Source organism: Luteimonas rhizosphaerae (genome assembly GCF_002849595.1).
Lineage (GTDB): Bacteria > Pseudomonadota > Gammaproteobacteria > Xanthomonadales > Xanthomonadaceae > Luteimonas > Luteimonas cellulosilyticus.
In genome coordinates this window covers 445,927-470,553 of sequence record NZ_NRQR01000026.1, presented here as the reverse complement: position 1 = coordinate 470,553, position 24,627 = coordinate 445,927, and the positions used below count along the sequence as shown (strand labels likewise).

Below are 24,627 nucleotides of genomic sequence, written 5' to 3'. Positions count from 1 at the left end.
GGCCGCCGCGATGCTGGAGAAGATCGTCATCGCCAACCGGGGCGAGATCGCGCTGCGCATCCTGCGCGCCTGTCACACCCTCGGCATCCGCACGGTCGCGGTGCATTCCACCGTCGACCGCAACCTCAAGCACGTGGCCATGGCCGACGAGTCGGTCTGCATCGGCCCGCCGCCGTCCAACCGCAGCTATCTCGACATGCCGGCGATCATCGCCGCCGCCGAGGTCACCGACGCCCAGGCGATCCACCCGGGCTACGGCTTCCTCAGCGAAAACGCCGATTTCGCCGAGCGCGTCGAGCAGTCCGGTTTCATCTTCATCGGGCCGAAGGCCGAGACCATTCGCCTGATGGGCGACAAGGTCGAGGCGATCCGCGCGATGAAGGAAGCCGGCGTGCCCTGCGTGCCCGGCTCCGGCGGCCCGCTCGACGACGACGCGGCGACCAACGTCAAGATCGCGCGCGAGATCGGCTACCCGGTCATCGTCAAGGCCGCCGGCGGCGGCGGCGGGCGCGGCATGCGCGTGGTCCATACCGAGGCGGCGCTGGTCAACGCGATCGCCACGACCAAGCAGGAAGCCAAGGCCGCGTTCGGCAACGACATGGTCTACATGGAGAAGTTCCTCGAGAACCCGCGCCATGTGGAGATCCAGGTGCTGGCCGACGGCCAGGGCGGGGCGATCCACCTCGGCGAGCGCGACTGCTCGATGCAGCGGCGCCACCAGAAGGTCGTCGAGGAAGCGCCGGCGCCCGGCATCACCGACGAGGCGCGCGCGGCCATCGGCAAGGTCTGCGTGGACGCCTGCATCCGTATCGGCTACCGCGGCGCGGGCACGTTCGAATTCCTCTACGAGGATGGCCGCTTCTACTTCATCGAGATGAACACCCGCATCCAGGTCGAGCATCCGGTGACCGAACTGGTCACCGGCGTCGATCTGGTCCGCGAGCAGCTGATGATCGCCTCGGGCCACAAGCTGTCGATCCGGCAGGAAGACGTCGTGCTGACCGGCCACGCGATCGAGTGCCGCATCAATGCCGAGGATCCGGACACGTTCCTGCCCTCGCCCGGCACGATCCACCATTTCCACTCGCCGGGCGGCCCGGGCGTGCGCGTCGACAGCCACGTCTACGAGGGCTACACGGTGCCGCCGCATTACGACTCGATGATCGGCAAGCTGATCGTCCACGGCCCGGACCGCGAGACCGCGATCGCGCGCATGCGCGTGGCGCTGTCGGAAATGGTCGTCGACGGGATCAAGACCAACATCCCGCTGCAGCAGCGGATCATGCGCGACCAGGGGTTCCAAGCCGGCGGCCAGAACATCCACTACCTGGAAAAGCGCCTGGCCGAGCGCAAGAACAAGACGCTCGCGATCGGATGATGCGCGTCGCCGGTCCGCGATGACGGCCGGCGAGGCCGCGACCGGCCCGACCGGGGCCGGCGCGCTGGTGGCGACGGGCGAGGCGCTGGTGCGGTCGCTCGAAAGCGGGGCAGCCGCGTATCACGTCAAGTCTGACGCCCACGAGATCCTGCTGTGGGAGGCGGCCGTCGTCGCGGCCCGGGTTGTGCAACTGCGGACGGGCGCGACGCCGTCGCCGGCGCTGGCGACCTCCGTGATCGCGAGCGCGTGGTCGCACGACCTCGCCCTGCGCGAGCCGGCATTGCTCGCACGGGTCGCACACTTCCATCGCGCATTCGACGACGCGCGCGCGTCGTCGGATGCCATCGCGCCGGGCTGAAACCGCCTCAGCGTTCGCGATCGGACAGGGCCTGTCGCAACCCCGCATCCAGCGTGATCGGACGCGCCCAGCGCGCGTAACTCGAGACGAGCCCCACCTTGATGCGCTGGAACGGCGCCGCGTCGGGGGTGACCTCGAGCTGCGTCAGCACCCCGCTCCAGCCGCTGGCCTGATCGCGGCGGAACGCCGACGCGACGCCGCGACACGGCCGCCCGATGGCGACCGCCGTCGCGCAGGCGAGATAGACATCGGCGGGCCGCCAGCGCTCGTCGACGAGCAGTTCCTCGACCAGCACCCGCGGCGCGCCCTGGTACCGGACCAGTTCATCGACGAAGGCGTCGTGGTAGCGCGCGCCATAGCGGTTGACGTCGGTCATCCAGGTGTCGAGCCAGGCATCGCCGGTGCGCGGCGCCCATTCCGCCGGTGCGGCCTCGACCTCCGGTGCCGTCGCCGGCGACGCGGCGTCCTGCGCAACGGCGGCGCCAGGCAACAACAATCCGATCAACAGCGCGGACAGGACGCGGGCAGGCAGCGGTGACGGCATTTGGGATGTCCTCCTGACCCGCGTGGACGCGTTGGACCCGGCAGGTATCGCGTGTCCACGTCGTCGCGACGCACGGGACGCGACCATACCCCAACGCGACATCCGCTTCGAGACATGCGCCATGACCATCTCCGCTCCACCCCGCCCGTCACGCTGGCGCCGCTGGTCCATCGCCGCGGTCATCGCCGCCGCCCTGCTGGCCGTATTCGCCGTCGCGCTCGACCAGATGGCGACCCGGATCGGTGAGGATGCAGCGAGCACCATGCGCGCAACGCCGCTCGACGACGACACGCGCCATCGCAGCGACTGACGCGCGTCAGCGCGGCGAGATCACCAGGCTCGCGGGACGCCCGCCCTGGTTCCACCAGGCGCCGGTGCCGGTCACCCGCAACGCGACAGCGCCCTTGCGCAGGATCAGGTTCGGACCCGAGTCACCGCGTTGCGCGGCATAGCCGCCGATGACGTCGCGCGGATCCGTGACCCCGGCGAAGCTGCCCGCGCCCGCGCGGATCCTCGGCTCGCCGACCTGTACGCGCTCGACGCCCTTCATGCTGATGCGGACCGGCAGCGAGCGTCCGTCGTTGCAGCGCACCGTTCCGCTCCCCCGGGCCGCCTGACGTTGCGGCGACCAGTCATCCGCGGCAAACGCCAGTTCACAGGAAATGGGCTCGGCTGCCTGCGCGAATACCGGCGCTGCCAGCAGACAGGCGCCGAGCAACATGACGGTAGGCGGAAGAAAACGCGTGCGGACAGGCATGGCCGCCACGCTAGCAGAAAAGGATGTCGGCCTCTGTCACCTGCCGACAGGCCCCCGACGTCCGCGCATCCCTGCGCGGAGGCCTTTGCTCAGCGACGCCAGTCGCGGCGGTGCGAGCGGTCCTGGCGCGGATCGTAGTACTGCGTCGTGCAGCGGCCGCGGCTGTCGCAGCGCGTCGCGTGACGACCACGGTCGTGGCGGCCGCGGTCATGGCGATAACCGTGTGCCGGCGCGTGACGCGGCGGCCCGGGGCGGTACTGCGCGTTGTAGTAGCGCGGCGCCGTGCGGTAGTAGACCGGGCGGCCGTAACGGTCGCGGGTGACGACCAGGCGGTCGTACTGGCCGTAGTTGCCGTGCCGGTAATACGGCGTATTGCCCCGCAGCACGACGTCCGCGACGTCGACGATGACCCGCACCAGATCGTCGCTCGCCTTCACCGGCGCGGAGATCGTCATCGATGCAAAGCCGGCGGCGGCGAGTGCGGCAGGCAACAGCCAGCGGTACAGGGTCGAGATCGTCATCGTGAGGCTCCATCGTGTCGGCACCGTCGCAGCGCCGTTGATTCACGATGCGTCGGCGGGGATGAATCGCAACGCAATTTTTCGGTCTCGACCCGCATCACGGCCGGGCCGTAATCGAACCGTTCAAGTTGTAACCGTTACCACGCCGCTGGAATCGTTTTCCCCTCCGACGCGCCGCGTGCCGCTCCTGCGTGGGTCATGACGGGGCGGACATCTGCTTCGCACACGTGGCGAGTCGCGCGACCGCGTCGGGCAACTCGGCGGGCGTCGCGACCTGCTGCATCCGGTCCAGGCGGTCGACGATGTCGGCGCGCGTTTCGTGCGCCCAGGTCACGTGGTAGGGCATGTGCACGCCCCAGCCGCCGAGTTCGAGCACCGGCGCGATGTCGGAGCGCAGCGAATTGCCGATCATCAGGAACTGCGCCGGTTCGGCATGGAACTCCGACAGCACGCGCGCATAGGTCGGCGCGTCCTTCTCGCTGACGATCTCGATGCGCCCGAACAGATCGGACAGGCCGGAATCACGCACCTTCGCTTCCTGGTGGAACAGGTCGCCCTTGGTGATCAGCACGACGTCGAAGCGCATCGCGATCGTCTCGACCGCGTCGCGTATGCCGGGCAGCAACTCGACCGGATGGCGCAACAGGGATTTCGCCATCTCGACGATCCGGTGCAGGTCGGCTGCGCTGATGCGCGAGGCGGTGATCTGCGTCGCCGCTTCGATCATCGACAGCGCCATGCCTTTGACGCCGTAACCGAACACCGCGATGTTCGCCGACTCGACCGCGTACAGCGCATCGGCGACGCGCACGTCGGCGAGATCCACGTAACGGCCGACGATGTCTTCGAATTCGAGCTGGGCTGCGTCGAAGAAATCCTGGCTGCGCCAGAGCGTGTCGTCAGCATCGAAGCCGACCAGTCGGATGCCGGAGTTCATGCGCGCATTATGCGCTGGCACCTGCGGTCGGTGACTCGAAGATCGGGCGGGCGCGCCACATCCCCGCTCCGGTCTCGCGGCATCGGCATCGGCATCGGCATCTGGATCGGGATTGGTCGCACCGGGACGGCACGACTCCTCAACACGACCGGAGTCTGGGGACGCCTCTCAAGCTGGAACCCTCCAGAAAAAAGGGCGACCCAAAGGCCGCCCCGTCTCGCGTCGGGTGGTCGCACCGTTCGAGCGCGCGGCGACATACGCCTGGTATTCCTGCGGCGTCACGAAACCGTCGCTGTCCGCGTCGACATCCGCGAACACCTGGGCGAGTGCCGGCAGACCGGAGGCCTCGTCGAGGCTGAGCTTGCCGTCGCTGTCACCGTCCAGATCCGCCCAGGTCACCTGGCTCTGGCCGGCCTGCGGCTGCGCCTGCGCGGCCGCATCCTGCGCATAGCCTTCGGTCCGCGGCGTGGTCTCCGCGGTCGGGTCGGTCTGCGTGGTGGCTGCATCCTGGGCAAAGGCCATCGGCGCGGCCATCGCGGCGGCCAGGGCAATCATGGCGATCAACGGCTTGCGTGCGTTCTTCATGGGATGTGTCTCCGTACGGAAAAGGGGTAACGCGCGGCGGTGGATCAATCCTCGTCGTGGATTCCGCTCGGCCATCACCTTGCAAGCGACCGGATGAACCGCAATCGGCACGGCGCCGGATGTCCTTACGACTGCTTAACCACGCGCAACGCGACACCGGCTAGCGACTTGTTGCGCAGGCATGAATCCCGCGCGCCAAATGCCGCTGGACGGGGCTCGGGCGACGCGCTGCGTGTTCGCGCAGTCTGTGCATGCCGTCCCCGGCGGCTGAATCGAACACAACGTTTACGGTTGCCGCCTCGGACGGCTGTCCACGCGCGTCGTCGCGAGGCTGTGCAACACTCGGGTTTTCCCTGATTGCATCCTGGAGTTCCGCATGCGTCATACCCGACCGCTCGTTCTGACCACCCTCGCCACGTCGTTGCTGGCGCTCGCCGCCTGCAACGGCAATGCGGCGCCGACCGCGCAGACCGCGGATACCGCGGATACCGGACAGGCGACGACGACTGCCGATGCCGGCGATGCAGCGCCCGCGCTTCCCGCGAACGATGCCTGGGCAGCGCTGCCGTTCAACGTCGAGGCCGTGGCCGCGTTCGACGCGCCGTGGGCGCTCGGCTTCCTGCCCGACGGACGCCTGCTGGTGACCGAAAAGGGCGGCACGCTGCAGCTGGTGTCGCTGACCGATGGCAGCAAGCGCGCGATCGCCGGCGTGCCGGCGGTGGCGAACGCCGGCCAGGGCGGACTCGGCGACATCAAGCCGCATCCGCTGTTCGCCGAGAACGGCCTGGTCTACTTCAGTTACGCCGAGGACGGCGATGGGGGCCGCGGCGCGGCGGTCGCACGCGCGCGGCTGGATGCCGATGCGGGCACGCTGCAGGATGTCGAGGTCATCTGGCGGCAGACGCCGAAGGTCGACGGCAACGGGCATTACGGCCATCGCATCGCGTTCGACGGGGACGGCATGCTGTGGATCTCGTCGGGCGACCGGCAGAAGTTCGACCCGGCCCAGGACATGGCCTCGAGCATGGGCAAGATCCTGCGCCTCAACGACGACGGCACCGTGCCGGCCGACAATCCGTTCGCGGGCCAGGGCGACGTCGCGTCGCAGATCTGGTCACTGGGCCATCGCAATCCGCTCGGCATTGCGTTCGACGCGCAGGGCCAGCTGTGGAACAGCGAGATGGGGCCGAAGGACGGCGACGAACTGAACCTCGTCGAGCGCGGCGAGAACTACGGTTATCCGATCGTCTCCAATGGCGACCACTACGACGGCCGTCCGATCCCCGATCACGACACGCGTCCGGAGTTCAAGGCCCCGGCAGTGACCTGGACGCCGGTGATCTCGCCGTCGAGCCTGATGTTCTATTCCGGCGACGCGTTCCCGGACTGGGCCGGCAGCGCCTTCATCGGCGGCCTGTCGAGCCAGTCGCTGGTGCGCGTGTCGTTCAACGGCAGCACGGCGCAGGAAGCGGAGCGCTTCGCGATGGGCGCACGCATCCGCGACGTCGCCCAGGCGCCGGACGGCAGCCTGTGGGCGCTCGAGGATGGCGGCGGCAAGCTGCTGAAGCTGACGCCGAAGGGCTGACGCATTCCCGCAGCGCCTTCTGGCCGCTGCGTCGCTACCGGGCCGCACGCCGCGAAGGGTGTGGCCTTTTTTGTGCCGCCGACGCCTTGGATACACGCACCGCCCGGCCGTTGCAGTCACCCGGGGCGCGACACCGCGGCCACGACGCTATTGCGCCGGACGCTCGATCGGATTGCCCATCGCCTCGCGGTACCGCACGTACAGCGCCTGCACCTTGGCGATGTAGGCCTCGGTCTCGCGATACGGCGGCACGCCGTCGAACCGGGCGACGGTGCCGATACCGGCATTGTAGGCGGCCAGCGCCAGGGTGCGGTCGTCGCCGTAGCGGCGCAGCAGCGACCGTAGATGGCGCGCGCCCGCGCGGATCGACTGCTCGGCCGACCGGGGATCGGTAACGTCGTAATCGGAAATCACATCGGGCATCAGCTGCATGACGCCGACCGCGCCCTTCGGCGACACGGCGCCCGCATCGAGATCGCTTTCCACGTGCGCGATGGCGCGCAGCCACGCTTCGTCGAGTCCGTTGGCCTTGGCGGCGGCGCGGAACACGGCCGCATGTGGCTGCAGGCGCGGCGTCCCGACATTGCCGAGGCCCGCATGCGCCTGCTCGCCTTCCGGCGTCTCGACGGTGAAGCGCAGATAGACGCGAGCGCCCGGCAACTTGCGCGTGCCGTAGACCAGCACGCCGTCCTGCTCGCGCTCGTAGAGGGTGCCGCTGAAGATGCCCATCGCCCCCCACAGGTTCGGCGTCTGCACCGCGCTGTCGTCGATCTCGCGTGCCTCGCAACGCGACCCGGGTTCGGGTGCCGTCGACAGGCTGACGGTGCCGTCGCGCACGCAGCGGTAGACGGTGCGCGCCTCGGCCGGCCACGGCAGCGCCAGCAGCGCGACCGCCACTGCCCCGACCCACCATAAAGGTGTGCACCCTGCCCGACCGCTGCGCATCCACGACTCCCGACTGACCCGCGACGGATACGCGGGTGGCCGTGACGTTTGTGCATCGTCGCGGCGGCGGCCATCATCGGCGCCCCCACAAGGAGCCGCAACGATGATCGACTGGCAGGCGCTGATCCGCGACGTCCCCGATTTCCCGAAACCGGGCATCGTGTTCAAGGACATCACCCCGGTACTGGCGGACGCCGGCGGTTTCGCGGCCGCGATCGCCGCGATGGCCGCGCCGTGGCGCGAGGCGTCGCCCGACGTGTTCGTCGGCATCGAGGCGCGTGGCTTCATTTTCGCCGCCGCGCTCGCGCAGGCGCTGGGCACGGGCTTCGCGCCGGTCCGCAAGCCCGGCAAGTTGCCGGCACGCGTGCTGGTCCACGACTACGCGCTCGAATACGGCAGCGACCGGCTGGAGATGCACGTCGACGCGGTGCCGGCCGGGGCGCGTGTCGTCCTGGTCGACGACGTGCTGGCGACCGGTGGCACGCTGCGCGCCGCGCATGCGCTGTGCACGCGGCAGGGCGCGACGGTCGTCGGGGCCGCCGTGCTGGTGGAACTGGCCGCGCTGGGCGGCCGCGCACGCTGGGACGCCGACGCGCCGCTGCACGCGGCGGCAGGCTACTGAGCCGCGGCGTCGACAGCGCGCCGACCTCCGCGGCGCCAGCATGCGGAACGCCCGTGCCCGGACCCCTGCGATGCAACGCGACACCCTCACGCTGACCCGCAATGCGGACGTCCCCAACAACCCGCGGCTGCCGGTCCGCCTCTATCGCGCGCCACATGGCGCCGCTCTCGACGCACGCGCGTTCGAATGCCGTTTCGCCGCCCACGGCTGGCCGCCCGATTGGCGCGGCGGCGTCTACGACTTCCACCACTTCCACTCCACCGCGCACGAAGTGCTGGGCATCGCGCGCGGGCAGGCGCGCCTGCTGCTGGGAGGCCCGGACGGCACCGTCGTCGACCTGCAGGCCGGCGATGCCTTGCTGCTGCCTGCGGGGACCGGTCATTGCTGCCTGCAGGCGAGCGACGACTTCCAGGTCGTCGGCGCCTATCCGGACGGGCAGGACTGGGATCTGTGCCGGGCACCCGCGGATGCGGCGGCCTGCGCACGCATCGACGCCGTGCCGGATCCGGTGCGGGACCCGATGACCGGCAATCCGTTCTGAGCGGTCGCGTTCCGTCGGATGCAGGCCGGTACGCAATGCGTCGACGGAACCAGCTGCCCCGTTACGGCGTGGGCGGCGGTGCAGCCTGCATCGCTTCGGCGCGTTTGCGGCCTTCCTCGAGCAGGGTCGCGAAGCGCAGCGCACCGAGCTGCTGGCCCAGGGCCGTGCACTGCTGCGCGGCAGGCTGCTGCGCCAGCTGGGTGCGCATCTGGGTGGCGACCGTCTCGAACTGGCTGTCGAAGTTCGCGACGCCGGCCGTGAACTCGGGTTCGGTCGGACGCGCCTGCAGGGCCGCGGCGAAATCGGGATTGCTGCTGCGGAACGTGTCGACGCCGCTCTTCAGCGCCGCGGCGCCCTGCGGGTCGGTTGCGCAGTACTCGCGAAAAATACCCAGCTGCTTTTCGAACACGTAGGCGCCCATGTAGCGGGTCTGCGCGTCGGTCAGCTGGGACTGCGCCGCCGCGGGACCGGCGATCGCCAGGGTCGCCAGCAGCAGCGGGGAAAGAAAACGGGGTCGTGACGCCATGCCTGCAGCCTCCGGTCGGGCGACCGGTCGGTCGCGTCGGGCCACGATACGCGCGCGGTGTCGAGGCGCCGTTAGGCGCTCAGTCCCCATCGTCCTCGAACGCGTCGTCGAGCCAGGTGCCGTCGTCTTCCACGGCCTGCGGCATGACGGGTTCGAGCAGCGTGTAATCGTCGATGTCGCGGATGCGGATCTTCGGCGATACCGGATATGCGTCCAGCGCCGGCTGCGGCATGTCGGCGAGAAAACGTTCGGGCGCACGCGGACCCGCGCTCCATTCGGCGATCCGGTCAGCCGGCAGGAACAGCGGCCCGTCCGGCACCAGCGGCGCGGGAATCGCGGGGTTGGGATGGGTCAGCACCGCGAACGACAGCACATGTGGCGTGTCGCGTTCCCAGTGCTCCCACAATCCGGCGGCGAACAACGGGGCGCCGTCGCGCGTGTGGATGAACCAGGGATGCGGGGGCGCGCGACTGCGGTCCCATTTGTAGTAGCCGCTCATCGGCACGATGCAGCGCTGCGACTCCCAAGGGCGCTTGAAGATGCGGCTTGTCGCCGCGCGCGCGAGACGCGCGGTCACGGTGGTGTACTTGGTTTCGGGCAACGCGGACCAGCGCGGAATCAACCCCCAGTCGAGGGCTTCGACCTGCAGTCCCTCGCCCCGATCCAGCACGATCGCCGCGGGGTTGCGCACGGCGATGTTGTAGCGATCGGGCACTGCGGCCAGCGCATCCGTGACGCGCGACGGCAGGCCGTCGATGCCGGCCTGGCCGGAAAAGCTCTGGACGAATCTACGCATGGGGCGCGGCTCGCCAACGGCATCGCATCGGACGGGTCATGCGCGGATCTTCGGCCCCGTCGCGTGAATCCACAGTGCGCGCGCTGCCGCGTTCACGGGCCGCGCGCGCCGGCTCACGCATCGTGAGGCGTCCAGTCCGCAGGAGTCTCGCGATGAACCAGCACGTCCCGCCCGCCGATGTTCCGACGCCGCAGTCGCCACCGAACGACATCCCCGGCACGATTCCGCATCCGATGCACGATCCGGTGCCCGACCAGCCGGTCGACCCGCCGCTGCCGACGCCGGGCGATCCCGAGCGCGATCCGCAGCCGCTGCAGGATCCGCCGTCGCCGACGCGTCCCCAGGACCCGCCGGTTCCGCAGTAACCGGGTTGCCGGATCGAGGACGACGCGGGTCGCCGGATTGAGGCGACGCTCGTTCGACACGCGGGACGGACGGCTCCGGCCGTCTGTCCGCGTTGTCCGACTCGTTCGAGCGCATGTAGACAGCGCGGATCGCGCGGGCGCGACGTCGAGTAAGTCGCGGCGACAGCAGCGTTTGTCTTCAGTGCGAGCTCGCGTCTTCGATCCACCGCGCTGTATAGCGCTCTGCGGCTCGACGCAGGCGCGTTCTACCTTCCAGCATGGTGGTCAGAAGCCGTGAGCCAGTCGAACCACGTGACCGTGTCGGCTCAGGGCCAAGTTTGCGCTGTCATACCGACGATCCTGGCAGCACGCATCGACGCGTGTCACGCCAGCCGCATCCTCGCGGTTTGCGGATGTCCGCTCAGGCCGCAACAGCCTGCAATGCGGGCGGATAACGCCGCTCCGACTCGAAGCAGCCATCCGAGCCGCGGATGCACAGCACACCGCCGCGCGGGGCGAACAGCAGATCGACGATGTCGGACGCGAGGGCCGCGGTACGGGTATGGAACAGCGCATGGACGCGCGAAGTCGCGTCGTCGACGAGTTCCCAGCCACCGGCCTGGAAGTTGTAGCGCAGCGTGACGTGGACGGATTCCATGGAGGGACAGATCCTGGGAGAGAACGGGATAGTCGCGATTGGTGCACTGCGACATGGCGACGATAGGCGTGCCGTGGTGATGGACGCGTGCGTGGCCCCTATTCCGTTTTGCCAAGAGCGCGTTCACCTGATGGCTACGTCGCGCAGCGCATAAGAGCGCCGCACGCCGCCCCCCCGCGGCCCCCGGATGTCGCAATGCCCGATGGCCTGTTCGAACTCGCGATGCCCTGGTGGGAATTCGTCCTGCGCGCGGTGGCGGTCTATGTCGTGGTCCTGACCCTGGTACGGATCACCGGCAAACGCACGGTCGGCCAGTTCACGCCGTTCGATCTGCTGGTCGTGGTGCTGCTGGGCACGGCGGTCCAGAACTCGCTGATCGGCGAGGACACGTCGCTGCTGGGCGGATTGATCCTCGCCGCTACGTTGATGTCGCTGAACTGGGGCGTCGGTGCGTTTTCGGCCCGCAGCCGTGCATTCGAACGTGTGGTTGCGGGGCGGCCGGTGATCCTGGCCCGGCACGGGCACGTGTTTCGCGACGAGCTGATGCGGCAATCGGTCAGCCGGGAGGACTTCGCCACCGCGCGACGCAGCGCCGGCTGCACTGCGATCTCGGACATCGAGATCGCGATTCTCGAGACCTCCGGCAAGATCACGGTGATCAAGCGGTCGGACGACTGATCTCGCAAGGCGTGTCTAGAAAAGCGCGAGGGCCGGCGCGATGTCCCCGGCGCTGGTCGGCCGCACGATCCGCGCGACCTCCTCGCCATCCCGCAACAGGATCACGGTCGGCCACAGCGTGACGCGGAAGGAGCGGCCCAGCGGCCGCCCCTTCCCGTCTTCGATCTTCAGATGCGTGATGTCGCCACGCGCACCGAGCGTGGCGGCCAACGGCGTCTGCGCCGCCTGGCAATGGCCGCACCAGTCGGTGCCGAACTCCAGTGCCACCAGACCCGGCATGCCGTCGACGGCAGACCGGTCCGGCGCTTCGGGCGCATACGCGGCCACGGTCACCGCGCCGTCAGGACAGCGCGCGCTGGATCGTTTCCAGCGGGGCGTTGGTGTAGTCCTTGGCGAGATCGCCCACCAGGCGCTGAATAGTTTCCTTGTGCAGCAGCGGGCGCACGCGACCGAGGGTCTGCGGATCGGCGATCAGCACGACGTGGTCGTAGCGGTTCTTCAGTGCGCCTTCGTTGAGGCCGTTCGCAAGCTGCTTGGCGAAGGTGGCCTCGTCGAGCTGCGACGCGCTGGATTCCGTCGGCATCGAGCCGGCCGGGCCATCGTCGTCCAGATTCATGCCCTCGAGCAGCGCTTCCTGCTTCAACGTCAGCGCCTTGTCGTCGCCCACGTTGCTGAACACGCGTGCCGAACCACCGTCCGCCACCACGATCAGCGCGCCCTGCGGGATCTTCATCGTCATTGTTGTCTCCACTTCGACTGTCGGATTCATACGCCGGTTGGCGTGTCGTTCGACTCTAGGGACGCGTTCGTGAGGACCGTGCATCGCGCACGTGTGGGGCGCGTTGGACGCGTCGCGCCTGTTCATGCGCATGGGCGCGCAGCCCGTGGCTGGGCGGATCCGGGCACCGGTCGGGAGTGCGAGTGGTTCAGGCAATGGCGATGCGCCGCGCGTGCCGAAACCCGCAAGCGTATTGCCGGGATCGCGTCCCTGGTCTGCAACCTGGTCGCCTCCCCTGCCGTGCGCATCTGGGCGCCTCGCGCCGATCGATCTACTGCGCGGCACGGCGATGCTGCGGATGCTCGGCCCATCCGGGAGACGTTCCACCTGCATCGTCAGGTCGGCGATCCGTTGAACGCGGCGCACGCGGCGCACGCGTTATTCGTCTGCCACCTGCTGGCCCGCCTGTGCGAGCCGGTGTCCGTCTTGCTGACCGGGCTCTCGACCTGGCTCGACGCGCGCCGCCAGATCGATGGCGGCGAGCGACCTGGGCATTCTGTTCGAGTGCGGTTTGTGTCGGATCGCCCTGCAGACCGGGACATGGTGCCCGGCGACAGCGTCGGCGCCCTGGTGGGGATCCCGTTGCTGCTGGGTGTTTCGCTGATGCCGTCAATGCGGTCATTGCGCAACGCAAGGCGCATGGTCACGACCCGGCATTGCTTGCGGCGCTACCTGTAGCCACCGGTCATCGCGTCAGGGCCGTGCGTGCCCATGTCGTTCAACGCCAGGGGCGTCGTCCCTCGGTCCACGAGCCATCCTGGCGCGGGCCGCTGAAGCCACCGAAACCGCCATCGTAGGGACCGAAGCCGAGGCCCGGATGGCCGTACATGCCGGGCCCGTCGAAGTAGTGCCCCATCGGATAGCCCGGGCCATCGTAACGACCGACGCGGATGTTGAGGTTGGCCGTGTTGACGTTGCCGCTGGCGCTCACCGACTCCTTGCACAGGTTGATGTCGGCCGCATTCCAGTTGCTGTTGCCGCCGCGCGAGCTGTAGCCGATGCCGGTGGTCACGCTGCCGGTCACCGTCGCGTCCTCGCCGTCGGGCGAGGTCGGGCACCCGCCACGGCCGGCGAATCGGGCCCCGTCGGCGTGCGCATCGCGGTACTCGCGGGTCTCGGTCCGTGGGCCTGTATAGGTGCCTTCGCCGAAGGCGCCCGCGCCGGAGAACATCGGCGCATCGGGCAGGCGCAGGTCCAGATCGCGATCGTCCGCGCTGGCCGGCAGCGCCGCGAGCAGCAGGGGAAGCAGGAGCGCGGCTTTCGCACGCATGGCGGTTCCTCCGGGACGCACGCGGACCGCGCACGTCTTCGACGCTACCAGTTGCGGCTTGAACGTGCGCTGGCTCCAATGCTCGACACGCGGCTGCGCGGGCGCCTTAGACCAGGGCGTCCGACGGCACCACGTGACGACCGGGACGCGGCGCGACCACGCCATCGATCAACGCGGCCGCGATGCGCGCCGCGGGATTGATCCGGTAGCGGCGCGGCAGCACCGGCGCCAGTGCGCCCAGCACCGCGCCGGCGATGCGCTCGCCGGGACGCACCGTGGCCCGCTCGCCGCCTATCAGGCCCGGTCGTACCAGCAACAGCGCGTCGAAGCCGACCGCGTCCAGCGCCGCCTCGAGTTCGCCTTTCACCCGGTTGTAGAAGAACCGCGACCGCGCGTCCGCGCCCATCGCCGAGTTCAACGCGTAATGCCGCGCACCGTGCGCGTGGGCGAGGCGGGCGACCTGCAGCGGATAGTCGAAATCGACGCGGCGGAACGCCGCCTGCGAACCGGCGTCCCGGATCGTCGTGCCCAGCGTGCAGATCACCGCGTCGACCCGCCACCAGTCGGCATCGGCCGGCAGTGCGTCGAAATCGACGACCGGGTTGTGCACCTTGGTCGCGACCCCGGGCAACGGCCTGCGCGTCGGCGCGACGATCGCGGCGACGCGCGGCTCGGATTGCAGTCCGGCCAGCACCTGGCGTCCGACCAGTCCGGTCGCGCCGACCAGCATCACGCGCATGGCGGTCTCTCCGTCGTGTTCGTCAGCAGGCATCGTCGCATCCGCCGGACGACCGCGTCAGCGGCCGTGGTGCATCCACAGGCAGTCGATCGCATCGAGCGCGATGTGCACCAGCAGGCCGATGCCGAACAGCCGGGTGCGCTTCGGCACGACCAGCGCGCCGTAGACCGCGATCGCCGGCGCGGTATGCAACGGGTGGAAACCGATGCTGCAGCGGTCCGGCGCGTAGATCGGATCGGCCAGCAGATGGTCGAGATCGATGACCCAGCCCAGCAGCATCAGCATCCACGCGCGTGCGAAGCACCCGCGCCAGAACACCCAGGCCAGCAGCGCGGGCACAGCGGCGTGCAACAGCAGATGGAAGAGCGCGCGAGCACCCATCGGGCGACCTGGCTGGCGTCGGGCCCGGCAGCATAGCCGCGTGACGCCGGCGATGCGCGGTGCCGCCCGGGCTCAAGTCGGGCGCACGCCGGCCGCTACCGCTGGGGATCACGCGGCCATCCGGATACGATGCGCGGTCGTTCAAGGCCGCAACGACGCTGGATCTTCCTGGAAGGACATGACAGGACCTGACGCGCTTCACGCCCTGCTGCGACGCTTCGGCGTCGCACTCCTGCTGTGCACGCTGGCCGCCTGCGGGCGACTCAGCGAGGACCACGTCGTCACCGGCGCGCCGGCGACCGCGGCGGAAACGCAGCGCGATTGCGTGCACGACCATCGCCGCGAGCGCCACCGGCTGCTGCTGCCCGCGCCCGCGGGCGGCTGGTCGGGCCATCCGCAGGCGGTCGTGGTGATGAACGCCCTGCAGGGCGAAGTCGACATCCGCCACGGCGCACGCGATCGCTGCGGCACGCTGCAGGACGCACGCACGCTGGACTCGCGCTTCCGCGCCGGCATGGGCACCGTGCTGGTCCCGGCGCCGGGCGACACCGCGCCGATCGAAGTCGAATTCGACCGCCCGCTGCTGCCGCTGTGGCGGCCGATCGTGCAGCTGGGCGAACCGGCGCCGGTGCAGCGCCAGGACACCGCGCGCTTCTCGATCCGGGTCGCGTCGGTCGCGGTCATGATTGCGCTGATGCTGTCGGCGTTGCTGACGTTCTTCAGCACGCGCGAACGCGCCTTCCTCCGCTACGCCCTCGTCGCGGCCGGCGCTGCTGCGTGGCTGGCGCTGCTGTCGGGACTGTGGGCGTATCCGCGGCCGTGGATTCCGCTCGGCGACAGCTCGATCCACGTCATGGTCGCGCTCGGCGTCGCCCTCACCGGCGTGACCGTGCATGCCCTGGTCCGGCAGAGCTGGATGCGCAACCGGCTGCCCACGCTGGACCGGCTGTCGACGCGCACGGTGCAGGTGACGCTGGTGCTCGCGCTGGCGGTCGGCCTGCTGCCCGATGGCGTGCTGTCGATCGCGTCGGTCGTGGCCGAAGTCGGCTTCTACCTGCTGTGCGTGGTGTTCCTGGTGTTCGCGCTCGTGCGCCTGTTCCGCGGCAAGCGGCACAGTGCGGCGACGCTGTGCGCGGTGCTGCCGCTGGTTGCGGTCGGTCTCTTCGAGGCCTTCGCGCCGGACCTGCTGGCGCGCTGGAAGGTCGAGGCGATGATGCTGGCCGGCAACTGGCTGGCCCTGACCTCGAGCATGGTGCTCACCCTGCGGCTCGGCAGCCTGCGCCAGCAGCGCGACGAGATGCGCCGTCTGGCGCAGACCGATGCGCTGACCGGCCTGCCGAACCGGCGTGCGGGCCTGGAGCGTCTGGAGACCGCGCGCCTGGAGGCCTTCGACGCGGGCGCCTCGCTCGCGGTCGTGTTCATCGACATCGACCATTTCAAGCGGATCAACGACCGCCACGGTCACGAAGTCGGCGATCGCGTGCTGCGGCATGTCGCGCGCATGCTGCGCGGCGCGTTCCGCGATATCGACTACGTCGCGCGCGTGGGCGGCGAGGAGTTTCTGGTGATCCTGCCCGGCGCCGGTCCCGGCGACGCGGCGCAGCGCACCGAATCGCTGCGCCGTGCGCTGCACGGCTCGATCGATTCGCTCGGCGTGCCGGCCCTGCACATCTCGCTCAGCGCCGGCATCAGCGAACTGCAGCAAGACGACACGGACACCGCGCGACTGCTGCGTCGCGCCGACAAGGCGATGTACGCCGCCAAGCGGGCAGGCCGCGATCGCGTGCATATCGAGCCGGGTCTGCCGACCTGATCGCCGCGGCGACCGTCGCCGTTCCGCGTCGATGAACAGGCACGACGGCGCGCATCGACGCGCATCGACGCGCGCTGTCGCATGCGGCGGATCACGACAGGCGGCGACCCCATCGCGACGAAGCGGCACCGCACCTGAACACCGTCGGGCCCGGCCGTGTTTTCACGTGCACTTGAACGTCGCGCGCCTAGCCTGAGGCCACTTGTCCGAGGCCCCGTCGATGTCCGCAGACCGCGCACGCATTCATGCCATGCTCGCCGAAATGGCGCGCGTCGTCCGTGTGGCCCAGCCGGGCGCGGACTGGCATGAGGTCGAACCCGGCCTGCGTCGCCTCTGGAATGCCGCACCGCGCGGCGTGCACTGGAATTCGGTGCGTTCGGTCGCCGCCAATCACTGGCTGTTCGGCGGCGAGCTGCCGACGCCCGCGCAGGTGATCCTACCGACCGCGCGTCGCGACAGCGAGGCGCCACCGCATTTCGTCCCGTCGCAGCGCCGCGATGACGACTTCCCCAACGGAGCGGGCCAGTGGCGCGGTTGAACCGCTGCAGAGACCTGCGGGAGATCGCGCCATGATGTCGCGACGGGTGATGTGGCGCACGGCGGTATTGCCGGTCTACACGTTGCTGGCCGGAGCCGTGTTCAGTGGTGCGTTCGCACGCACCGAAGGTTCGATGCTGTCGGTGCTCGCAACCTGGTATTCGTGGCCGATGATCATCGCCGCAGTGCTGGCAGGTCTGATGCTGCTCGGCGCCGCCGCGCGTCTGCTGCGCCTGCGGATCCGGCGCACGCGCGCAGCGCGGCAGGCGATGCATGCCGCCTTCGACGTCGAGAGTGGACAGCCGACGGGCGCTTCCGGCACCTGATGCCGTCGCACGCGGGTGATCTCCGCCCGTGCTATCGAAATCATTCGCTGAATACCGGGGGCTTGGCGTCGCGTTCACGCCGGCCGGCGCAGCGTCCCCGGGCGGCGATCTGCGCCGCGATGGAGAGATCTCATGAGCGCACAGCCGAATCCCCCGAACACCCCGCAGCAACCGGGCCGCACCGATCAGGAACCGTGGCAGGCACCCGGCGCGGGCGGCGGCGAAGAAGAGGAATAAGCCGCACCTTGCATCACGCGTGCCGGCGCTGCTGCCGTCCGTACGTCAGGTCCCGATGCCCCGGTTCGCGCCGGGGCATCGCCGTGTCGGGCCGCCATTCGCGACCCGCGCATCGCCGCAGCGACCCGATGCGCATGCGCGCAGGTGCACACTGCGGGTCCGTTTCCGATCGAGGCATGCGATGACCTTCCGCGCGATCCAGCTCACCCGGCACGACGACACGATCCAGGCGCGCGTCGCCGACCTCGACACCCACGACCTGATGGACGGCGACGTCGACATCGATGTCGACTACTCGACGCTGAACTACAAGGACGCACTGGCGATCACCGGCGCCGCGCCGATCGCGCAGGTGTTTCCGCTGATTGCCGGCATCGATCTGGCCGGCACGGTGACGGCCTCGACGCACGCGCGTTTCGCGCCCGGCGATCCCGTCGTCCTCAACGGCTGGGCGCTGAGCCAGACCCATCACGGCGGCTACGCGCAGAAGGCGCGTGTCCAGGGCGACTGGCTGGTGCGACGCCCCGATGCCTTCGACGCGCGCCAGGCGATGGCGATCGGTACCGCCGGCTACACGGCGATGCTGTGCGTGCGTGCGCTCGAGCACGCCGGCGTGACCCCCGACCTGGGCGACGTGCTGGTGACCGGCGCCAATGGCGGCGTCGGTTCGGTGGCGATCGCCCTGCTGCACAGGCTCGGCTTCCGCGTGATCGCGTCGACGGGGCGCAGCGGCGATGCCGACCATCTGCGCGCGCTCGGCGCGGCCGACGTCATCGACCGCGCGACGCTCGGCGCGCCGGGCAAACCTGTCGGCAAGCCCCGCTGGGCCGGCGCGATCGACAGCGTCGGCAGCCACACGCTGGCCAACGTGCTCGCGCAGACGGCGTATCGCGGTGCGGTCGCCTGTTGCGGCCTGGCGCAGGGCACGGACCTGCCGGCGTCGGTGCTGCCTTTCATCCTGCGCAACGTCACGCTGGCGGGGATCGACTCGGTCAATGCGCCGCACGCGGTGCGCGAAGACGCCTGGGCGCGGCTCGCACGCGATCTCGATCCCGGCCTGCTCGCACGCATGACCACCGAAGTCGGCCTCGACGCGGTCATCGACCTCGCCCCGAAGCTGCTGCAGGGGCAGGTTCGCGGACGCACCGTCGTCGACGTCAACGCATGACGGGACGGCCGCGCATGCGCGTCACTCGATCGGCGCCGCCTGCACCAGCCTGCTGACCGGATAGCCGCGACCGGCGGCGTCGCCGACCAGCCGCTCGTACAGCGCGCGCTCCATCGTCGGCGTGCGCGACAGGATCCACAGGTACTTGCGGCTCGGTCCGCCGACCACCGCCCACTGGTAGTCGGGATCGAGATCGATGACCCAGTAGTCGGCCCACACGCCTGGGATCCACGACAGCCACGCCGGCGCGAAACGCACCTTCAGCTGGCCGGGCGCGCCGTCGACGGTCTTCGCCACGCCCGTCGATTCGTTGCGCGACCCGTCCTGCGTGCGGCAGGCATTGCGGACCTCGATGCGACCGTCGTCGCGCGGCGTGTAGGTCGCGGTGATCTCGTCGACGCACTTGCGCTGGAAGAACATCGGCAGATGCGCGATCTCGTGCCAGGTGCCGACGTAGCGGTCCAGCTCGAGCGTATCGACGGGACGGTTGGCCTGCGCGGTGCCCGCGACGGCGGCCAGCGCGAGTGCGATCGGAACCCGGAGCGACATGACGGCAGCCCGCAGTCTGGAGAGGGGGCGATCGTGCCCCGCCTTCGATGATGGAGGCGCGAACGCGACACGCGCGCGCCGAATGCAGCGCGCGGACGCGAGCCGGCTAGAACGTCACGTGCACCGATGCCGCACTGCGCACCGACTTGCCGTGGAACACTGCTTCGATGTTGTTCCCGTCGGGATCGAGGACGAAGGCCGCGTAGTAGCCCGGGTGGTAGGACCGCTCGCCGGGCGCGCCGTGATCGGTACCGCCGTATGCGAGCGCGGCCGCGTGGAAGGCGTCGACCATCGCCCGGTCGCGCGCCTGGAACGCCAGATGGTGGCGCCCGGTCAACGTGCCCGCTGCAGCCTCGCTTTCGGCGGACGACACGAACAGTTCGTCGGCCCAGAAATAGCCGTCGCCGGTGCCGCCGAGCGGCACGCCCAGCACGTCGAGCACCGCACTGTAGAAGCGCTGGCTGGCCGGCAGGTCGCGCACGACCAGATGCAGGTGATCGATCAGGCGACCGCGATGCAGGCTGTCGGTTTCCATGGGCGGCTCCGTGACAGGGACGTTGCGTTCCTTATAGCGCAGCCCCGTGGCGCGCGCGTCGGGCGCATGCGATGCGCGCGGCGCCTCCGGTCAGTCCTGCCAGCCCCAGGGCGCGGGCGGCGGCGCGACCGGCCGGCCCAGGTCGAAATCGACCTGGAAGCCGCGCTCGGTGCCGACCCGGTTCGCCGCATAGACGAAACGCGTCCCCGGGTGGATCTCGACCAGCCACGCGCTGCGCAGGCCGCTGCCCGGAAGGATGCGCCGGGTGTCGTCGTCGGCCGGAAACATCTGGGTGTCGGCGCTGCCGGCATTGCTCGTCGTGCCGCCGTAGCGGGTCACGGCATCGGGCGTGCCGTCGGCGTGCCGGTGATCGTGCTGCAGGGTGATGCGATCGGCGTCGCGGCTGAAGATCCAGGTCCGCGAGCGGTCGTCGCCGATCACCAGCGGCACCCGCACGCGTGTCGCGCTGCAGTCGCGGACGTGCATCGTCACCGGCCGGTCGCGGAAGGTGTCGTCGCCGTCCGGTGCGCGGATCAACGTGCCGGCATACGCCTGCCCGCACAGCGCCTGGAGTCGCGACCACCAGGCGTCGGCATCGTCGGCCGCGACGGGACCTGAGAGCGCGCAGAGCGCGACGGACAACGCGACAGCGGTGACGTAGAAGAATCGGACCATGCGAACGCCGGTGTGCGGAGCGGCCTCCAGCCTAACGTGCCGGGCAGCCTGCGGGTCCGCGGATTCGTCTCCTGCGTATCCGCGCATTCGACGATCAGCGATCCGGCGTCCGCGCCCGCCGGGTCCAGAGCGCGAACAGTGCACCCCCGGCGACACTGCCCAGTGCCATCGCCACGAGGCCGGCGGTTCCGCGGGTCGCGTCGATCAGCACCGGCATCGGCGCGACCGCGTCGACGGCGCGGATCGCGACGACGACGCCCACGCCGGCCGCGAGCGCGTACAACGCCGTCCGCATGCGCGGCAACCGGCGCACCAGCAGTGCCGCCACCAGGAACGCCGGCAGCCAGCCGGCCAGCACGATGCCGAGATACGCCGGGCCGAAGCCGACCAGATCCTGGACCGAGGTCAACAGCCGCAGGCGCCATGGCAGGTCGACGCCGAGCGCGGTCAGCGCGCCGAGATTGAACTGCGTCTGTACCAGCGAGCCCCACACCGCCGCGACCACAAGCGCGGCGACGAAGGCGGCGAGCAGGCGCGGCCAGTGTCGGCGCGTGGAAACGGTCGTCATCGGTTGCGGCCCGGCAGCAGGAGGCCGACGATGATGCCGCAGGCGACGCACCCACGTCTGCCGACGCCCGTCGTCCATCCTCCGAGGAGATTCCGCATGACCGTCACCGCCCGCTGGCGCGCCGATGCCGGCACCACCGAAGCCGAACTCGTCGACGGCAACGCGACCTGGCGCGCCGACCTGGACCCCGCATCGGGCGGCCACGGCACCGCACCGACGCCGCACGCGCTGCTCGACGGCGCACTGGCCGCCTGCACGGTGCTGACGCTGCAGCTCTACGCCATGCGGACGTCGAGCACGACGAGGACCGCGAGGGCTACCGCATCACCCGGCGCGTGCGCCTCGACGGCGCACTCGATGCCGCGCAGCGCCAGGATCTGCTGCGCGTCGCCAACGCCTGCCCGATCCACAAGGCGTTGCACAAGCAGTTCGCGATCGAGACCACGCTCGACGCCTGAGCGCGTTGCGGCACGGTCTGCGGGCGCAGCGACCCCACTCGCCTCGACGTTGCGTAAGCCGGGCCGGCATCATGCGATGTTCCTCCGCACCGGTCTGCCGCATGACGTCCGCATCCGTTCCCGCCGCCCCGCCCCGCCGGCGTCGCGCGGCATTCCGTTTCGGCATCACGACGTTGCTGCTGCTGGCGCTGCTGCCGACCGGCGTGGCTGCGTCCCCTGCGTACCGCGTCGAGACCGTCGCCAGCGGGCTGGAATTTCCGTGGTCGCTGGCCTTCCTGCCCGACGGACGCATGCTGGTCACCGAACGTGCGGGACGCCTGCGCGTCATCGCCCCGGCCGCCGACGGCACGCCCGCGCTCGTCGTCGCGCCGGTCGACGGCGTGCCGCCCGCGTTCGTCAGCGGCCAGGCCGGGCTGTTCGATGTACTGCCCGACCCGGACTTCGCCGACAACGGCCTGCTGTATCTCTCGTTCGCACACGGCACCCACGCCGCCAATCACCTGCGCATCGTCCGCGCGCGCTTCGACGGCCGGCGCCTGCACGCCGTCACGCCGATCTTCACCTCGCAGCCCGCCAAGACCCATCGCCAGCATTTCGGCGGCCGACTGGCGCTGCTCGCGGACGGCACGCTCGTGACGGCGGTCGGCGACGGCAATCTCGAGCGCACCGATGCCCAGCGCCTGCACACGCACCTGGGCAAGTCGATCCGTATCGAGCGCGACGGCGGCGTGCCACACGACAACCCCTTCGTCGGGCACGCCGGTGCGCGGCCCGAGATCTACAGCGTCGGCCATCGCAATCCGCAGGGCCTCGTCGTACGCGACGGCGTGCTCTACGCGCACGAGCACGGCGCCAAGGGCGGCGACGAACTCAACCGCATCGTCGCCGGCGCCAACTACGGCTGGCCGCTGACGACCGACGGCGTCGACTACACCGGCGCCCGCGTGACGCCGTATCGCAGCCTGCCCGGCATCACCGCACCGCTGACCCACTGGACGCCGTCGATCGCGCCGTCCGGCATGACCTGGTACGACGGCGCGCTGTTTCCCGCGTGGCGCGGCAGCCTGTTCGTCTCCACGCTGGCGGAAGGGAGCGTGCGCCGCATCCCGATGACAGGCGGCACGCCAGGCCCGCAGGACGTGCTGTTCACCGAACTGGGCGCGCGCATCCGCGACGTGCGCACCGGCCCCGACGGCGCGCTCTACCTGCTGACCGATGCGGCCGACGGCCGCGTGCTGCGGGTGGTTCCGGACTGAGCGTTCGGGACGCGCGCGTGGCGCGGTCTCGGTTGCGCGCCAGCGCGCTCCTGCATGGGGCCCATTCGGATCGAGGCAGGCGCGGCAGGCCCCGCGACGTCAGGGCGCTGCCGGCGTGTCGCCCTCGCTCTCGACGGCGCGGTCGGCCGCGACGCGGAACGGAAAATTCGCGTATGCCGCATGGTCGTGACCGTCGCGGACCTCGACGAACAGGCGGTAGTGGCCCGGCGTGGCCGGCGCATCGAACGCCAGCGTGCCATCGTCACCGGCGTCAGCCTGCACCGGGACTTCGGGCGGCACGGTTTCCGGATCGCCGCCGATCGACGTCGCCGTGCTTTCCTCGCGCACGCGCCAGCGATAGGCCAGCGCATCGCCATCGGGATCGCTGGCGCGCACGCGCGCCGAGTGGCGCCCGCCGGGGGCGAGGGTCACGCTGTCGACGGCGGCGCGGCCGTCGAGCTGGATCGGCGTGATCGACGGCGCGCGGTTCGCGGGCCAGGCGCCGGTCCACAGCCGCTGCATGGCGTCGACGCCCGGCGTCGACTCGCCCGACGACAGGAACAATCCGTACCAGGTCGGCGTGCGCTCCTGCTTCTGTCCCCACAGGAACACGAACGAGCCCAGCCCCTGCCGGCGATCGGCCTCGATGACGCCGGTGTAGCGCTCGGCCAGCAGCGCCGCCTTGCGCGAGGCGTCGTCTTCGATCTGCGCGCCCCACGCGGTCTCCGGGCTTTCCCAGTGGCCGGTCGGGCCCCACTCGGTGACGAGGTAGGGACCCGTCCAGTCGGCGGCACGCAATTTCACCGGCAGCGTGCCGAGGTCGCCGTACATCTGGATGCCGAGCAGATCGAGCGACGGCGCGCGCGCCTTGATCTCGCGCACCACGGCGGCATCGAAGCCGGCCAGCGGCGTCATCACCGGATGGTGCGGATCGATGGCGTGCAGCATCGTCGTGATGTCCTCGACCGCGTCCCACACCCTGGGGTTGCGGTATTCGAGATTGAGTTCGTTGCCGACCACCCACATCAGCACCGCCGGGTGGTCCTTGTAGAGCGCCGCCTGCGCACGCAGGCGCGCCAGCTGCGCGGCGACCGCGGCGCGGTCGTCGTAATCGAAGCCGTGGCGTTCCTTGCCGACGTCGAGACCCATCGCGACCCGCAGGCCGTTGCGCTGCGCGCGGTCGAGCATCGCGACGACGGCCGCGTGGTCGTCGCCCGTGTGCCAAGTGCGCAGTGCATTGGCCCCGCGCGCGGCGAGGGCTTCCTGGTCGCCGGCCTGCAGGCCCGCCCCCTTGACGTAGAACGGGTCGCCATCGACGGTCAGGCGATAGCCTTCCGGCGTCTCGACGATGCGCACCTCGGACGGGCCGGTGGGCGGCGCGGCGGACGCGACGCACGCTGCGCTCCACAGCACGGCGACGAGCAACAAGGCGCGATGGCGCATGGCGGTTCTCCTGCAGTTTCGACGGTGACCGCCTCCGCGACAGCGCACGGTGGCGACCGGCGATGATGCCACGGCGCTCGACGCGCGCCGCCGCGATGCATGCCACGCAGGCTTCACCG

At 70.2% G+C, this 24,627-nt stretch carries 34 protein-coding genes; 15 read left to right on the top strand and 19 right to left on the bottom strand.

Translation table 11 applies throughout. The features are described 5' to 3' along the window. Nucleotides 1-10 precede the first annotated feature (10 nt). Entirely contained in the window at nt 11-1,378 is a 1,368-nt protein-coding gene (accC, locus tag CJ022_RS15580; RefSeq protein WP_101927519.1) for an acetyl-CoA carboxylase biotin carboxylase subunit, read from the top strand. Between the two features lie 67 nt (nt 1,379-1,445). Then, entirely contained in the window at nt 1,446-1,736 is a 291-nt protein-coding gene (locus CJ022_RS15575; protein ID WP_143704021.1) for a DUF3105 domain-containing protein, read from the top strand. 7 nt (nt 1,737-1,743) lie between these two features. Here the strand turns inward: CJ022_RS15575 and CJ022_RS15570 are convergent, their stop codons facing one another. Next, entirely contained in the window at nt 1,744-2,280 is a 537-nt protein-coding gene (locus CJ022_RS15570; protein ID WP_101927517.1) for a hypothetical protein, read from the bottom strand. Nucleotides 2,281-2,401: 121 nt separating this feature from the next. On the opposite strand from CJ022_RS15570, the gene CJ022_RS15565 reads away from it, so the two are divergent. Next, nucleotides 2,402-2,590, top strand: coding sequence for a hypothetical protein (locus tag CJ022_RS15565; protein ID WP_101927516.1), 189 nt, complete (start codon nt 2,402-2,404; stop codon nt 2,588-2,590). Nucleotides 2,591-2,596: 6 nt separating this feature from the next. Here CJ022_RS15565 and CJ022_RS15560 read toward each other — a convergent pair whose 3' ends face one another. From CJ022_RS15560 to CJ022_RS15545, 4 genes are all read right to left on the bottom strand, one after another. Further along, nucleotides 2,597-3,001, bottom strand: coding sequence for a hypothetical protein (locus tag CJ022_RS15560; RefSeq protein WP_101927515.1), 405 nt, complete (start codon nt 2,999-3,001; stop codon nt 2,597-2,599). Nucleotides 3,002-3,126: 125 nt separating this feature from the next. Then, complete coding sequence (locus tag CJ022_RS15555; RefSeq protein WP_101927514.1) at nt 3,127-3,558, bottom strand: hypothetical protein; 432 nt, start codon at nt 3,556-3,558, stop codon at nt 3,127-3,129. A gap of 196 nt (nt 3,559-3,754) precedes the next feature. Then, nucleotides 3,755-4,495 carry an HAD family hydrolase gene (locus tag CJ022_RS15550; RefSeq protein WP_101927513.1) on the bottom strand — a complete coding sequence of 247 codons (741 nt, stop codon included), beginning with the start codon at nt 4,493-4,495 and terminating at the stop codon, nt 3,755-3,757. A 168-nt stretch (nt 4,496-4,663) separates the two neighbouring features. Beyond that, nucleotides 4,664-5,080 (bottom strand): EF-hand domain-containing protein, encoded by a 417-nt coding sequence (locus CJ022_RS15545; protein WP_101927512.1) that lies wholly within the window; start codon nt 5,078-5,080, stop codon nt 4,664-4,666. Nucleotides 5,081-5,456: 376 nt separating this feature from the next. On the opposite strand from CJ022_RS15545, the gene CJ022_RS15540 reads away from it, so the two are divergent. Continuing rightward, nucleotides 5,457-6,665 (top strand): PQQ-dependent sugar dehydrogenase, encoded by a 1,209-nt coding sequence (locus tag CJ022_RS15540; protein ID WP_101927511.1) that lies wholly within the window; start codon nt 5,457-5,459, stop codon nt 6,663-6,665. Between the two features lie 147 nt (nt 6,666-6,812). On the opposite strand, the gene CJ022_RS15535 is transcribed toward CJ022_RS15540, so the two are convergent. After that, the gene (locus tag CJ022_RS15535) at nt 6,813-7,610 is read right to left on the bottom strand and encodes a lytic transglycosylase domain-containing protein (protein WP_101927510.1); all 798 of its coding nucleotides are present in this window, start codon (nt 7,608-7,610) and stop codon (nt 6,813-6,815) included. 103 nt (nt 7,611-7,713) lie between these two features. Here CJ022_RS15535 and CJ022_RS15530 point away from each other — a divergent pair, with 103 nt between their 5' ends. Beyond that, nucleotides 7,714-8,232 carry an adenine phosphoribosyltransferase gene (locus CJ022_RS15530; protein ID WP_101927509.1) on the top strand — a complete coding sequence of 173 codons (519 nt, stop codon included), beginning with the start codon at nt 7,714-7,716 and terminating at the stop codon, nt 8,230-8,232. A 70-nt stretch (nt 8,233-8,302) separates the two neighbouring features. Beyond that, nucleotides 8,303-8,773: a cupin gene (locus tag CJ022_RS15525; protein WP_101927508.1), complete on the top strand. Its 471-nt coding sequence runs from the start codon at nt 8,303-8,305 to the stop codon at nt 8,771-8,773. Nucleotides 8,774-8,834: 61 nt separating this feature from the next. Here the strand turns inward: CJ022_RS15525 and CJ022_RS15520 are convergent, their stop codons facing one another. Further along, nucleotides 8,835-9,299, bottom strand: coding sequence for a hypothetical protein (locus CJ022_RS15520; protein WP_101927507.1), 465 nt, complete (start codon nt 9,297-9,299; stop codon nt 8,835-8,837). 79 nt (nt 9,300-9,378) lie between these two features. Next, nucleotides 9,379-10,095 carry an SOS response-associated peptidase gene (locus CJ022_RS15515; protein ID WP_101927506.1) on the bottom strand — a complete coding sequence of 239 codons (717 nt, stop codon included), beginning with the start codon at nt 10,093-10,095 and terminating at the stop codon, nt 9,379-9,381. A 152-nt stretch (nt 10,096-10,247) separates the two neighbouring features. Between CJ022_RS15515 and CJ022_RS15510 the strand changes: the two genes are divergently transcribed. Next, nucleotides 10,248-10,460: a hypothetical protein gene (locus tag CJ022_RS15510; protein ID WP_101927505.1), complete on the top strand. Its 213-nt coding sequence runs from the start codon at nt 10,248-10,250 to the stop codon at nt 10,458-10,460. Between the two features lie 400 nt (nt 10,461-10,860). Here the strand turns inward: CJ022_RS15510 and CJ022_RS15505 are convergent, their stop codons facing one another. Further along, a complete protein-coding gene (locus CJ022_RS15505) occupies nt 10,861-11,097 on the bottom strand; it encodes a DUF2188 domain-containing protein (protein ID WP_101927504.1) in 237 nt (78 codons plus the stop codon). Nucleotides 11,098-11,292: 195 nt separating this feature from the next. Here CJ022_RS15505 and CJ022_RS15500 point away from each other — a divergent pair, with 195 nt between their 5' ends. After that, nucleotides 11,293-11,775, top strand: coding sequence for a DUF421 domain-containing protein (locus CJ022_RS15500; RefSeq protein WP_101927503.1), 483 nt, complete (start codon nt 11,293-11,295; stop codon nt 11,773-11,775). A 15-nt stretch (nt 11,776-11,790) separates the two neighbouring features. Here the strand turns inward: CJ022_RS15500 and CJ022_RS15495 are convergent, their stop codons facing one another. Further along, on the bottom strand, nt 11,791-12,054 hold the full coding sequence (locus tag CJ022_RS15495; protein ID WP_101927589.1) for a thioredoxin family protein: 264 nt from the start codon (nt 12,052-12,054) through the stop codon (nt 11,791-11,793). Between the two features lie 61 nt (nt 12,055-12,115). Then, complete coding sequence (locus tag CJ022_RS15490) at nt 12,116-12,514, bottom strand: host attachment family protein (RefSeq protein ID WP_101927502.1); 399 nt, start codon at nt 12,512-12,514, stop codon at nt 12,116-12,118. A 42-nt stretch (nt 12,515-12,556) separates the two neighbouring features. Here CJ022_RS15490 and CJ022_RS17825 point away from each other — a divergent pair, with 42 nt between their 5' ends. Then, nucleotides 12,557-13,231 (top strand): hypothetical protein, encoded by a 675-nt coding sequence (locus tag CJ022_RS17825; RefSeq protein WP_143704020.1) that lies wholly within the window; start codon nt 12,557-12,559, stop codon nt 13,229-13,231. A gap of 40 nt (nt 13,232-13,271) precedes the next feature. On the opposite strand, the gene CJ022_RS15480 is transcribed toward CJ022_RS17825, so the two are convergent. The 3 genes from CJ022_RS15480 to CJ022_RS15470 form a co-directional block, all read right to left on the bottom strand. Next, a complete protein-coding gene (locus CJ022_RS15480; protein WP_101927500.1) occupies nt 13,272-13,823 on the bottom strand; it encodes a hypothetical protein in 552 nt (183 codons plus the stop codon). 106 nt (nt 13,824-13,929) lie between these two features. Continuing rightward, nucleotides 13,930-14,562: a Rossmann-fold NAD(P)-binding domain-containing protein gene (locus CJ022_RS15475; protein ID WP_101927499.1), complete on the bottom strand. Its 633-nt coding sequence runs from the start codon at nt 14,560-14,562 to the stop codon at nt 13,930-13,932. A 57-nt stretch (nt 14,563-14,619) separates the two neighbouring features. After that, on the bottom strand, nt 14,620-14,943 hold the full coding sequence (locus CJ022_RS15470; protein WP_101927498.1) for a DUF6122 family protein: 324 nt from the start codon (nt 14,941-14,943) through the stop codon (nt 14,620-14,622). 178 nt (nt 14,944-15,121) lie between these two features. On the opposite strand from CJ022_RS15470, the gene CJ022_RS15465 reads away from it, so the two are divergent. The 4 genes from CJ022_RS15465 (at nt 15,122) to acuI (ending at nt 19,024) form a co-directional block, all read left to right on the top strand. After that, nucleotides 15,122-16,756 carry a GGDEF domain-containing protein gene (locus CJ022_RS15465; RefSeq protein ID WP_158238442.1) on the top strand — a complete coding sequence of 545 codons (1,635 nt, stop codon included), beginning with the start codon at nt 15,122-15,124 and terminating at the stop codon, nt 16,754-16,756. A 250-nt stretch (nt 16,757-17,006) separates the two neighbouring features. After that, the gene (locus CJ022_RS15460) at nt 17,007-17,294 is read left to right on the top strand and encodes a hypothetical protein (protein WP_101927496.1); all 288 of its coding nucleotides are present in this window, start codon (nt 17,007-17,009) and stop codon (nt 17,292-17,294) included. A 31-nt stretch (nt 17,295-17,325) separates the two neighbouring features. Beyond that, nucleotides 17,326-17,619 carry a hypothetical protein gene (locus CJ022_RS15455; RefSeq protein ID WP_101927495.1) on the top strand — a complete coding sequence of 98 codons (294 nt, stop codon included), beginning with the start codon at nt 17,326-17,328 and terminating at the stop codon, nt 17,617-17,619. A gap of 418 nt (nt 17,620-18,037) precedes the next feature. After that, on the top strand, nt 18,038-19,024 hold the full coding sequence (gene acuI, locus CJ022_RS15450) for an acrylyl-CoA reductase (NADPH) (RefSeq protein WP_101927494.1): 987 nt from the start codon (nt 18,038-18,040) through the stop codon (nt 19,022-19,024). A 21-nt stretch (nt 19,025-19,045) separates the two neighbouring features. Here acuI and CJ022_RS15445 read toward each other — a convergent pair whose 3' ends face one another. The 4 genes from CJ022_RS15445 to CJ022_RS15430 form a co-directional block, all read right to left on the bottom strand. Next, a complete protein-coding gene (locus CJ022_RS15445; protein WP_425490786.1) occupies nt 19,046-19,588 on the bottom strand; it encodes a lipocalin family protein in 543 nt (180 codons plus the stop codon). A 91-nt stretch (nt 19,589-19,679) separates the two neighbouring features. Continuing rightward, nucleotides 19,680-20,108: a VOC family protein gene (locus CJ022_RS15440; RefSeq protein ID WP_101927492.1), complete on the bottom strand. Its 429-nt coding sequence runs from the start codon at nt 20,106-20,108 to the stop codon at nt 19,680-19,682. A 90-nt stretch (nt 20,109-20,198) separates the two neighbouring features. Beyond that, nucleotides 20,199-20,783 (bottom strand): hypothetical protein, encoded by a 585-nt coding sequence (locus CJ022_RS15435; protein WP_101927491.1) that lies wholly within the window; start codon nt 20,781-20,783, stop codon nt 20,199-20,201. A gap of 94 nt (nt 20,784-20,877) precedes the next feature. Beyond that, nucleotides 20,878-21,351, bottom strand: coding sequence for a hypothetical protein (locus CJ022_RS15430; protein ID WP_101927490.1), 474 nt, complete (start codon nt 21,349-21,351; stop codon nt 20,878-20,880). Between the two features lie 335 nt (nt 21,352-21,686). Between CJ022_RS15430 and CJ022_RS17665 the strand changes: the two genes are divergently transcribed. Both CJ022_RS17665 and CJ022_RS15420 read left to right on the top strand, forming a co-directional pair. Continuing rightward, a complete protein-coding gene (locus CJ022_RS17665) occupies nt 21,687-21,809 on the top strand; it encodes a hypothetical protein (protein ID WP_255407587.1) in 123 nt (40 codons plus the stop codon). 101 nt (nt 21,810-21,910) lie between these two features. After that, nucleotides 21,911-23,065: a PQQ-dependent sugar dehydrogenase gene (locus CJ022_RS15420; RefSeq protein WP_101927489.1), complete on the top strand. Its 1,155-nt coding sequence runs from the start codon at nt 21,911-21,913 to the stop codon at nt 23,063-23,065. A 99-nt stretch (nt 23,066-23,164) separates the two neighbouring features. Here CJ022_RS15420 and CJ022_RS15415 read toward each other — a convergent pair whose 3' ends face one another. Further along, nucleotides 23,165-24,508, bottom strand: coding sequence for a glycoside hydrolase family 2 TIM barrel-domain containing protein (locus CJ022_RS15415; RefSeq protein WP_101927488.1), 1,344 nt, complete (start codon nt 24,506-24,508; stop codon nt 23,165-23,167). Nucleotides 24,509-24,627: the final 119 nt, after the last annotated feature.

Excerpts from the sequence above, each read along its gene's own strand:
- CJ022_RS15555 (WP_101927514.1), bottom strand. The coding sequence starts at position 3,558 with ATGACGATCTCGACCCTGTACCGCTGGCTGTTGCCTGCCGCACTCGCC.
- CJ022_RS15415 (WP_101927488.1), bottom strand. The coding sequence starts at position 24,508 with ATGCGCCATCGCGCCTTGTTGCTCGTCGCCGTGCTGTGGAGCGCAGCG.
- CJ022_RS15500 (WP_101927503.1), top strand. The coding sequence starts at position 11,293 with ATGCCCGATGGCCTGTTCGAACTCGCGATGCCCTGGTGGGAATTCGTC.
- CJ022_RS15465 (WP_158238442.1), top strand. The coding sequence starts at position 15,122 with ATGACAGGACCTGACGCGCTTCACGCCCTGCTGCGACGCTTCGGCGTC.
- acuI (WP_101927494.1), top strand. The coding sequence starts at position 18,038 with ATGACCTTCCGCGCGATCCAGCTCACCCGGCACGACGACACGATCCAG.
- CJ022_RS15455 (WP_101927495.1), top strand. The coding sequence starts at position 17,326 with ATGATGTCGCGACGGGTGATGTGGCGCACGGCGGTATTGCCGGTCTAC.
- CJ022_RS15525 (WP_101927508.1), top strand. The coding sequence starts at position 8,303 with ATGCAACGCGACACCCTCACGCTGACCCGCAATGCGGACGTCCCCAAC.
- CJ022_RS15480 (WP_101927500.1), bottom strand. The coding sequence starts at position 13,823 with ATGCGTGCGAAAGCCGCGCTCCTGCTTCCCCTGCTGCTCGCGGCGCTG.
- CJ022_RS15535 (WP_101927510.1), bottom strand. The coding sequence starts at position 7,610 with ATGCGCAGCGGTCGGGCAGGGTGCACACCTTTATGGTGGGTCGGGGCA.
- CJ022_RS15545 (WP_101927512.1), bottom strand. The coding sequence starts at position 5,080 with ATGAAGAACGCACGCAAGCCGTTGATCGCCATGATTGCCCTGGCCGCC.
- CJ022_RS15460 (WP_101927496.1), top strand. The coding sequence starts at position 17,007 with ATGCTCGCCGAAATGGCGCGCGTCGTCCGTGTGGCCCAGCCGGGCGCG.
- CJ022_RS15560 (WP_101927515.1), bottom strand. The coding sequence starts at position 3,001 with ATGTTGCTCGGCGCCTGTCTGCTGGCAGCGCCGGTATTCGCGCAGGCA.
- CJ022_RS15505 (WP_101927504.1), bottom strand. The coding sequence starts at position 11,097 with ATGGAATCCGTCCACGTCACGCTGCGCTACAACTTCCAGGCCGGTGGC.
- CJ022_RS15520 (WP_101927507.1), bottom strand. The coding sequence starts at position 9,299 with ATGGCGTCACGACCCCGTTTTCTTTCCCCGCTGCTGCTGGCGACCCTG.
- CJ022_RS15495 (WP_101927589.1), bottom strand. The coding sequence starts at position 12,054 with ATGCCGGGTCTGGTGGCACTGGAGTTCGGCACCGACTGGTGCGGCCAT.
- CJ022_RS15540 (WP_101927511.1), top strand. The coding sequence starts at position 5,457 with ATGCGTCATACCCGACCGCTCGTTCTGACCACCCTCGCCACGTCGTTG.
- CJ022_RS15490 (WP_101927502.1), bottom strand. The coding sequence starts at position 12,514 with ATGACGATGAAGATCCCGCAGGGCGCGCTGATCGTGGTGGCGGACGGT.
- CJ022_RS15440 (WP_101927492.1), bottom strand. The coding sequence starts at position 20,108 with ATGGAAACCGACAGCCTGCATCGCGGTCGCCTGATCGATCACCTGCAT.
- CJ022_RS15430 (WP_101927490.1), bottom strand. The coding sequence starts at position 21,351 with ATGACGACCGTTTCCACGCGCCGACACTGGCCGCGCCTGCTCGCCGCC.
- CJ022_RS15515 (WP_101927506.1), bottom strand. The coding sequence starts at position 10,095 with ATGCGTAGATTCGTCCAGAGCTTTTCCGGCCAGGCCGGCATCGACGGC.
- CJ022_RS15475 (WP_101927499.1), bottom strand. The coding sequence starts at position 14,562 with ATGCGCGTGATGCTGGTCGGCGCGACCGGACTGGTCGGACGCCAGGTG.
- CJ022_RS15510 (WP_101927505.1), top strand. The coding sequence starts at position 10,248 with ATGAACCAGCACGTCCCGCCCGCCGATGTTCCGACGCCGCAGTCGCCA.
- CJ022_RS15565 (WP_101927516.1), top strand. The coding sequence starts at position 2,402 with ATGACCATCTCCGCTCCACCCCGCCCGTCACGCTGGCGCCGCTGGTCC.
- CJ022_RS15550 (WP_101927513.1), bottom strand. The coding sequence starts at position 4,495 with ATGAACTCCGGCATCCGACTGGTCGGCTTCGATGCTGACGACACGCTC.
- CJ022_RS15530 (WP_101927509.1), top strand. The coding sequence starts at position 7,714 with ATGATCGACTGGCAGGCGCTGATCCGCGACGTCCCCGATTTCCCGAAA.
- CJ022_RS15420 (WP_101927489.1), top strand. The coding sequence starts at position 21,911 with ATGACGTCCGCATCCGTTCCCGCCGCCCCGCCCCGCCGGCGTCGCGCG.
- CJ022_RS15470 (WP_101927498.1), bottom strand. The coding sequence starts at position 14,943 with ATGGGTGCTCGCGCGCTCTTCCATCTGCTGTTGCACGCCGCTGTGCCC.
- CJ022_RS15570 (WP_101927517.1), bottom strand. The coding sequence starts at position 2,280 with ATGCCGTCACCGCTGCCTGCCCGCGTCCTGTCCGCGCTGTTGATCGGA.
- CJ022_RS15435 (WP_101927491.1), bottom strand. The coding sequence starts at position 20,783 with ATGGTCCGATTCTTCTACGTCACCGCTGTCGCGTTGTCCGTCGCGCTC.
- accC (WP_101927519.1), top strand. The coding sequence starts at position 11 with ATGCTGGAGAAGATCGTCATCGCCAACCGGGGCGAGATCGCGCTGCGC.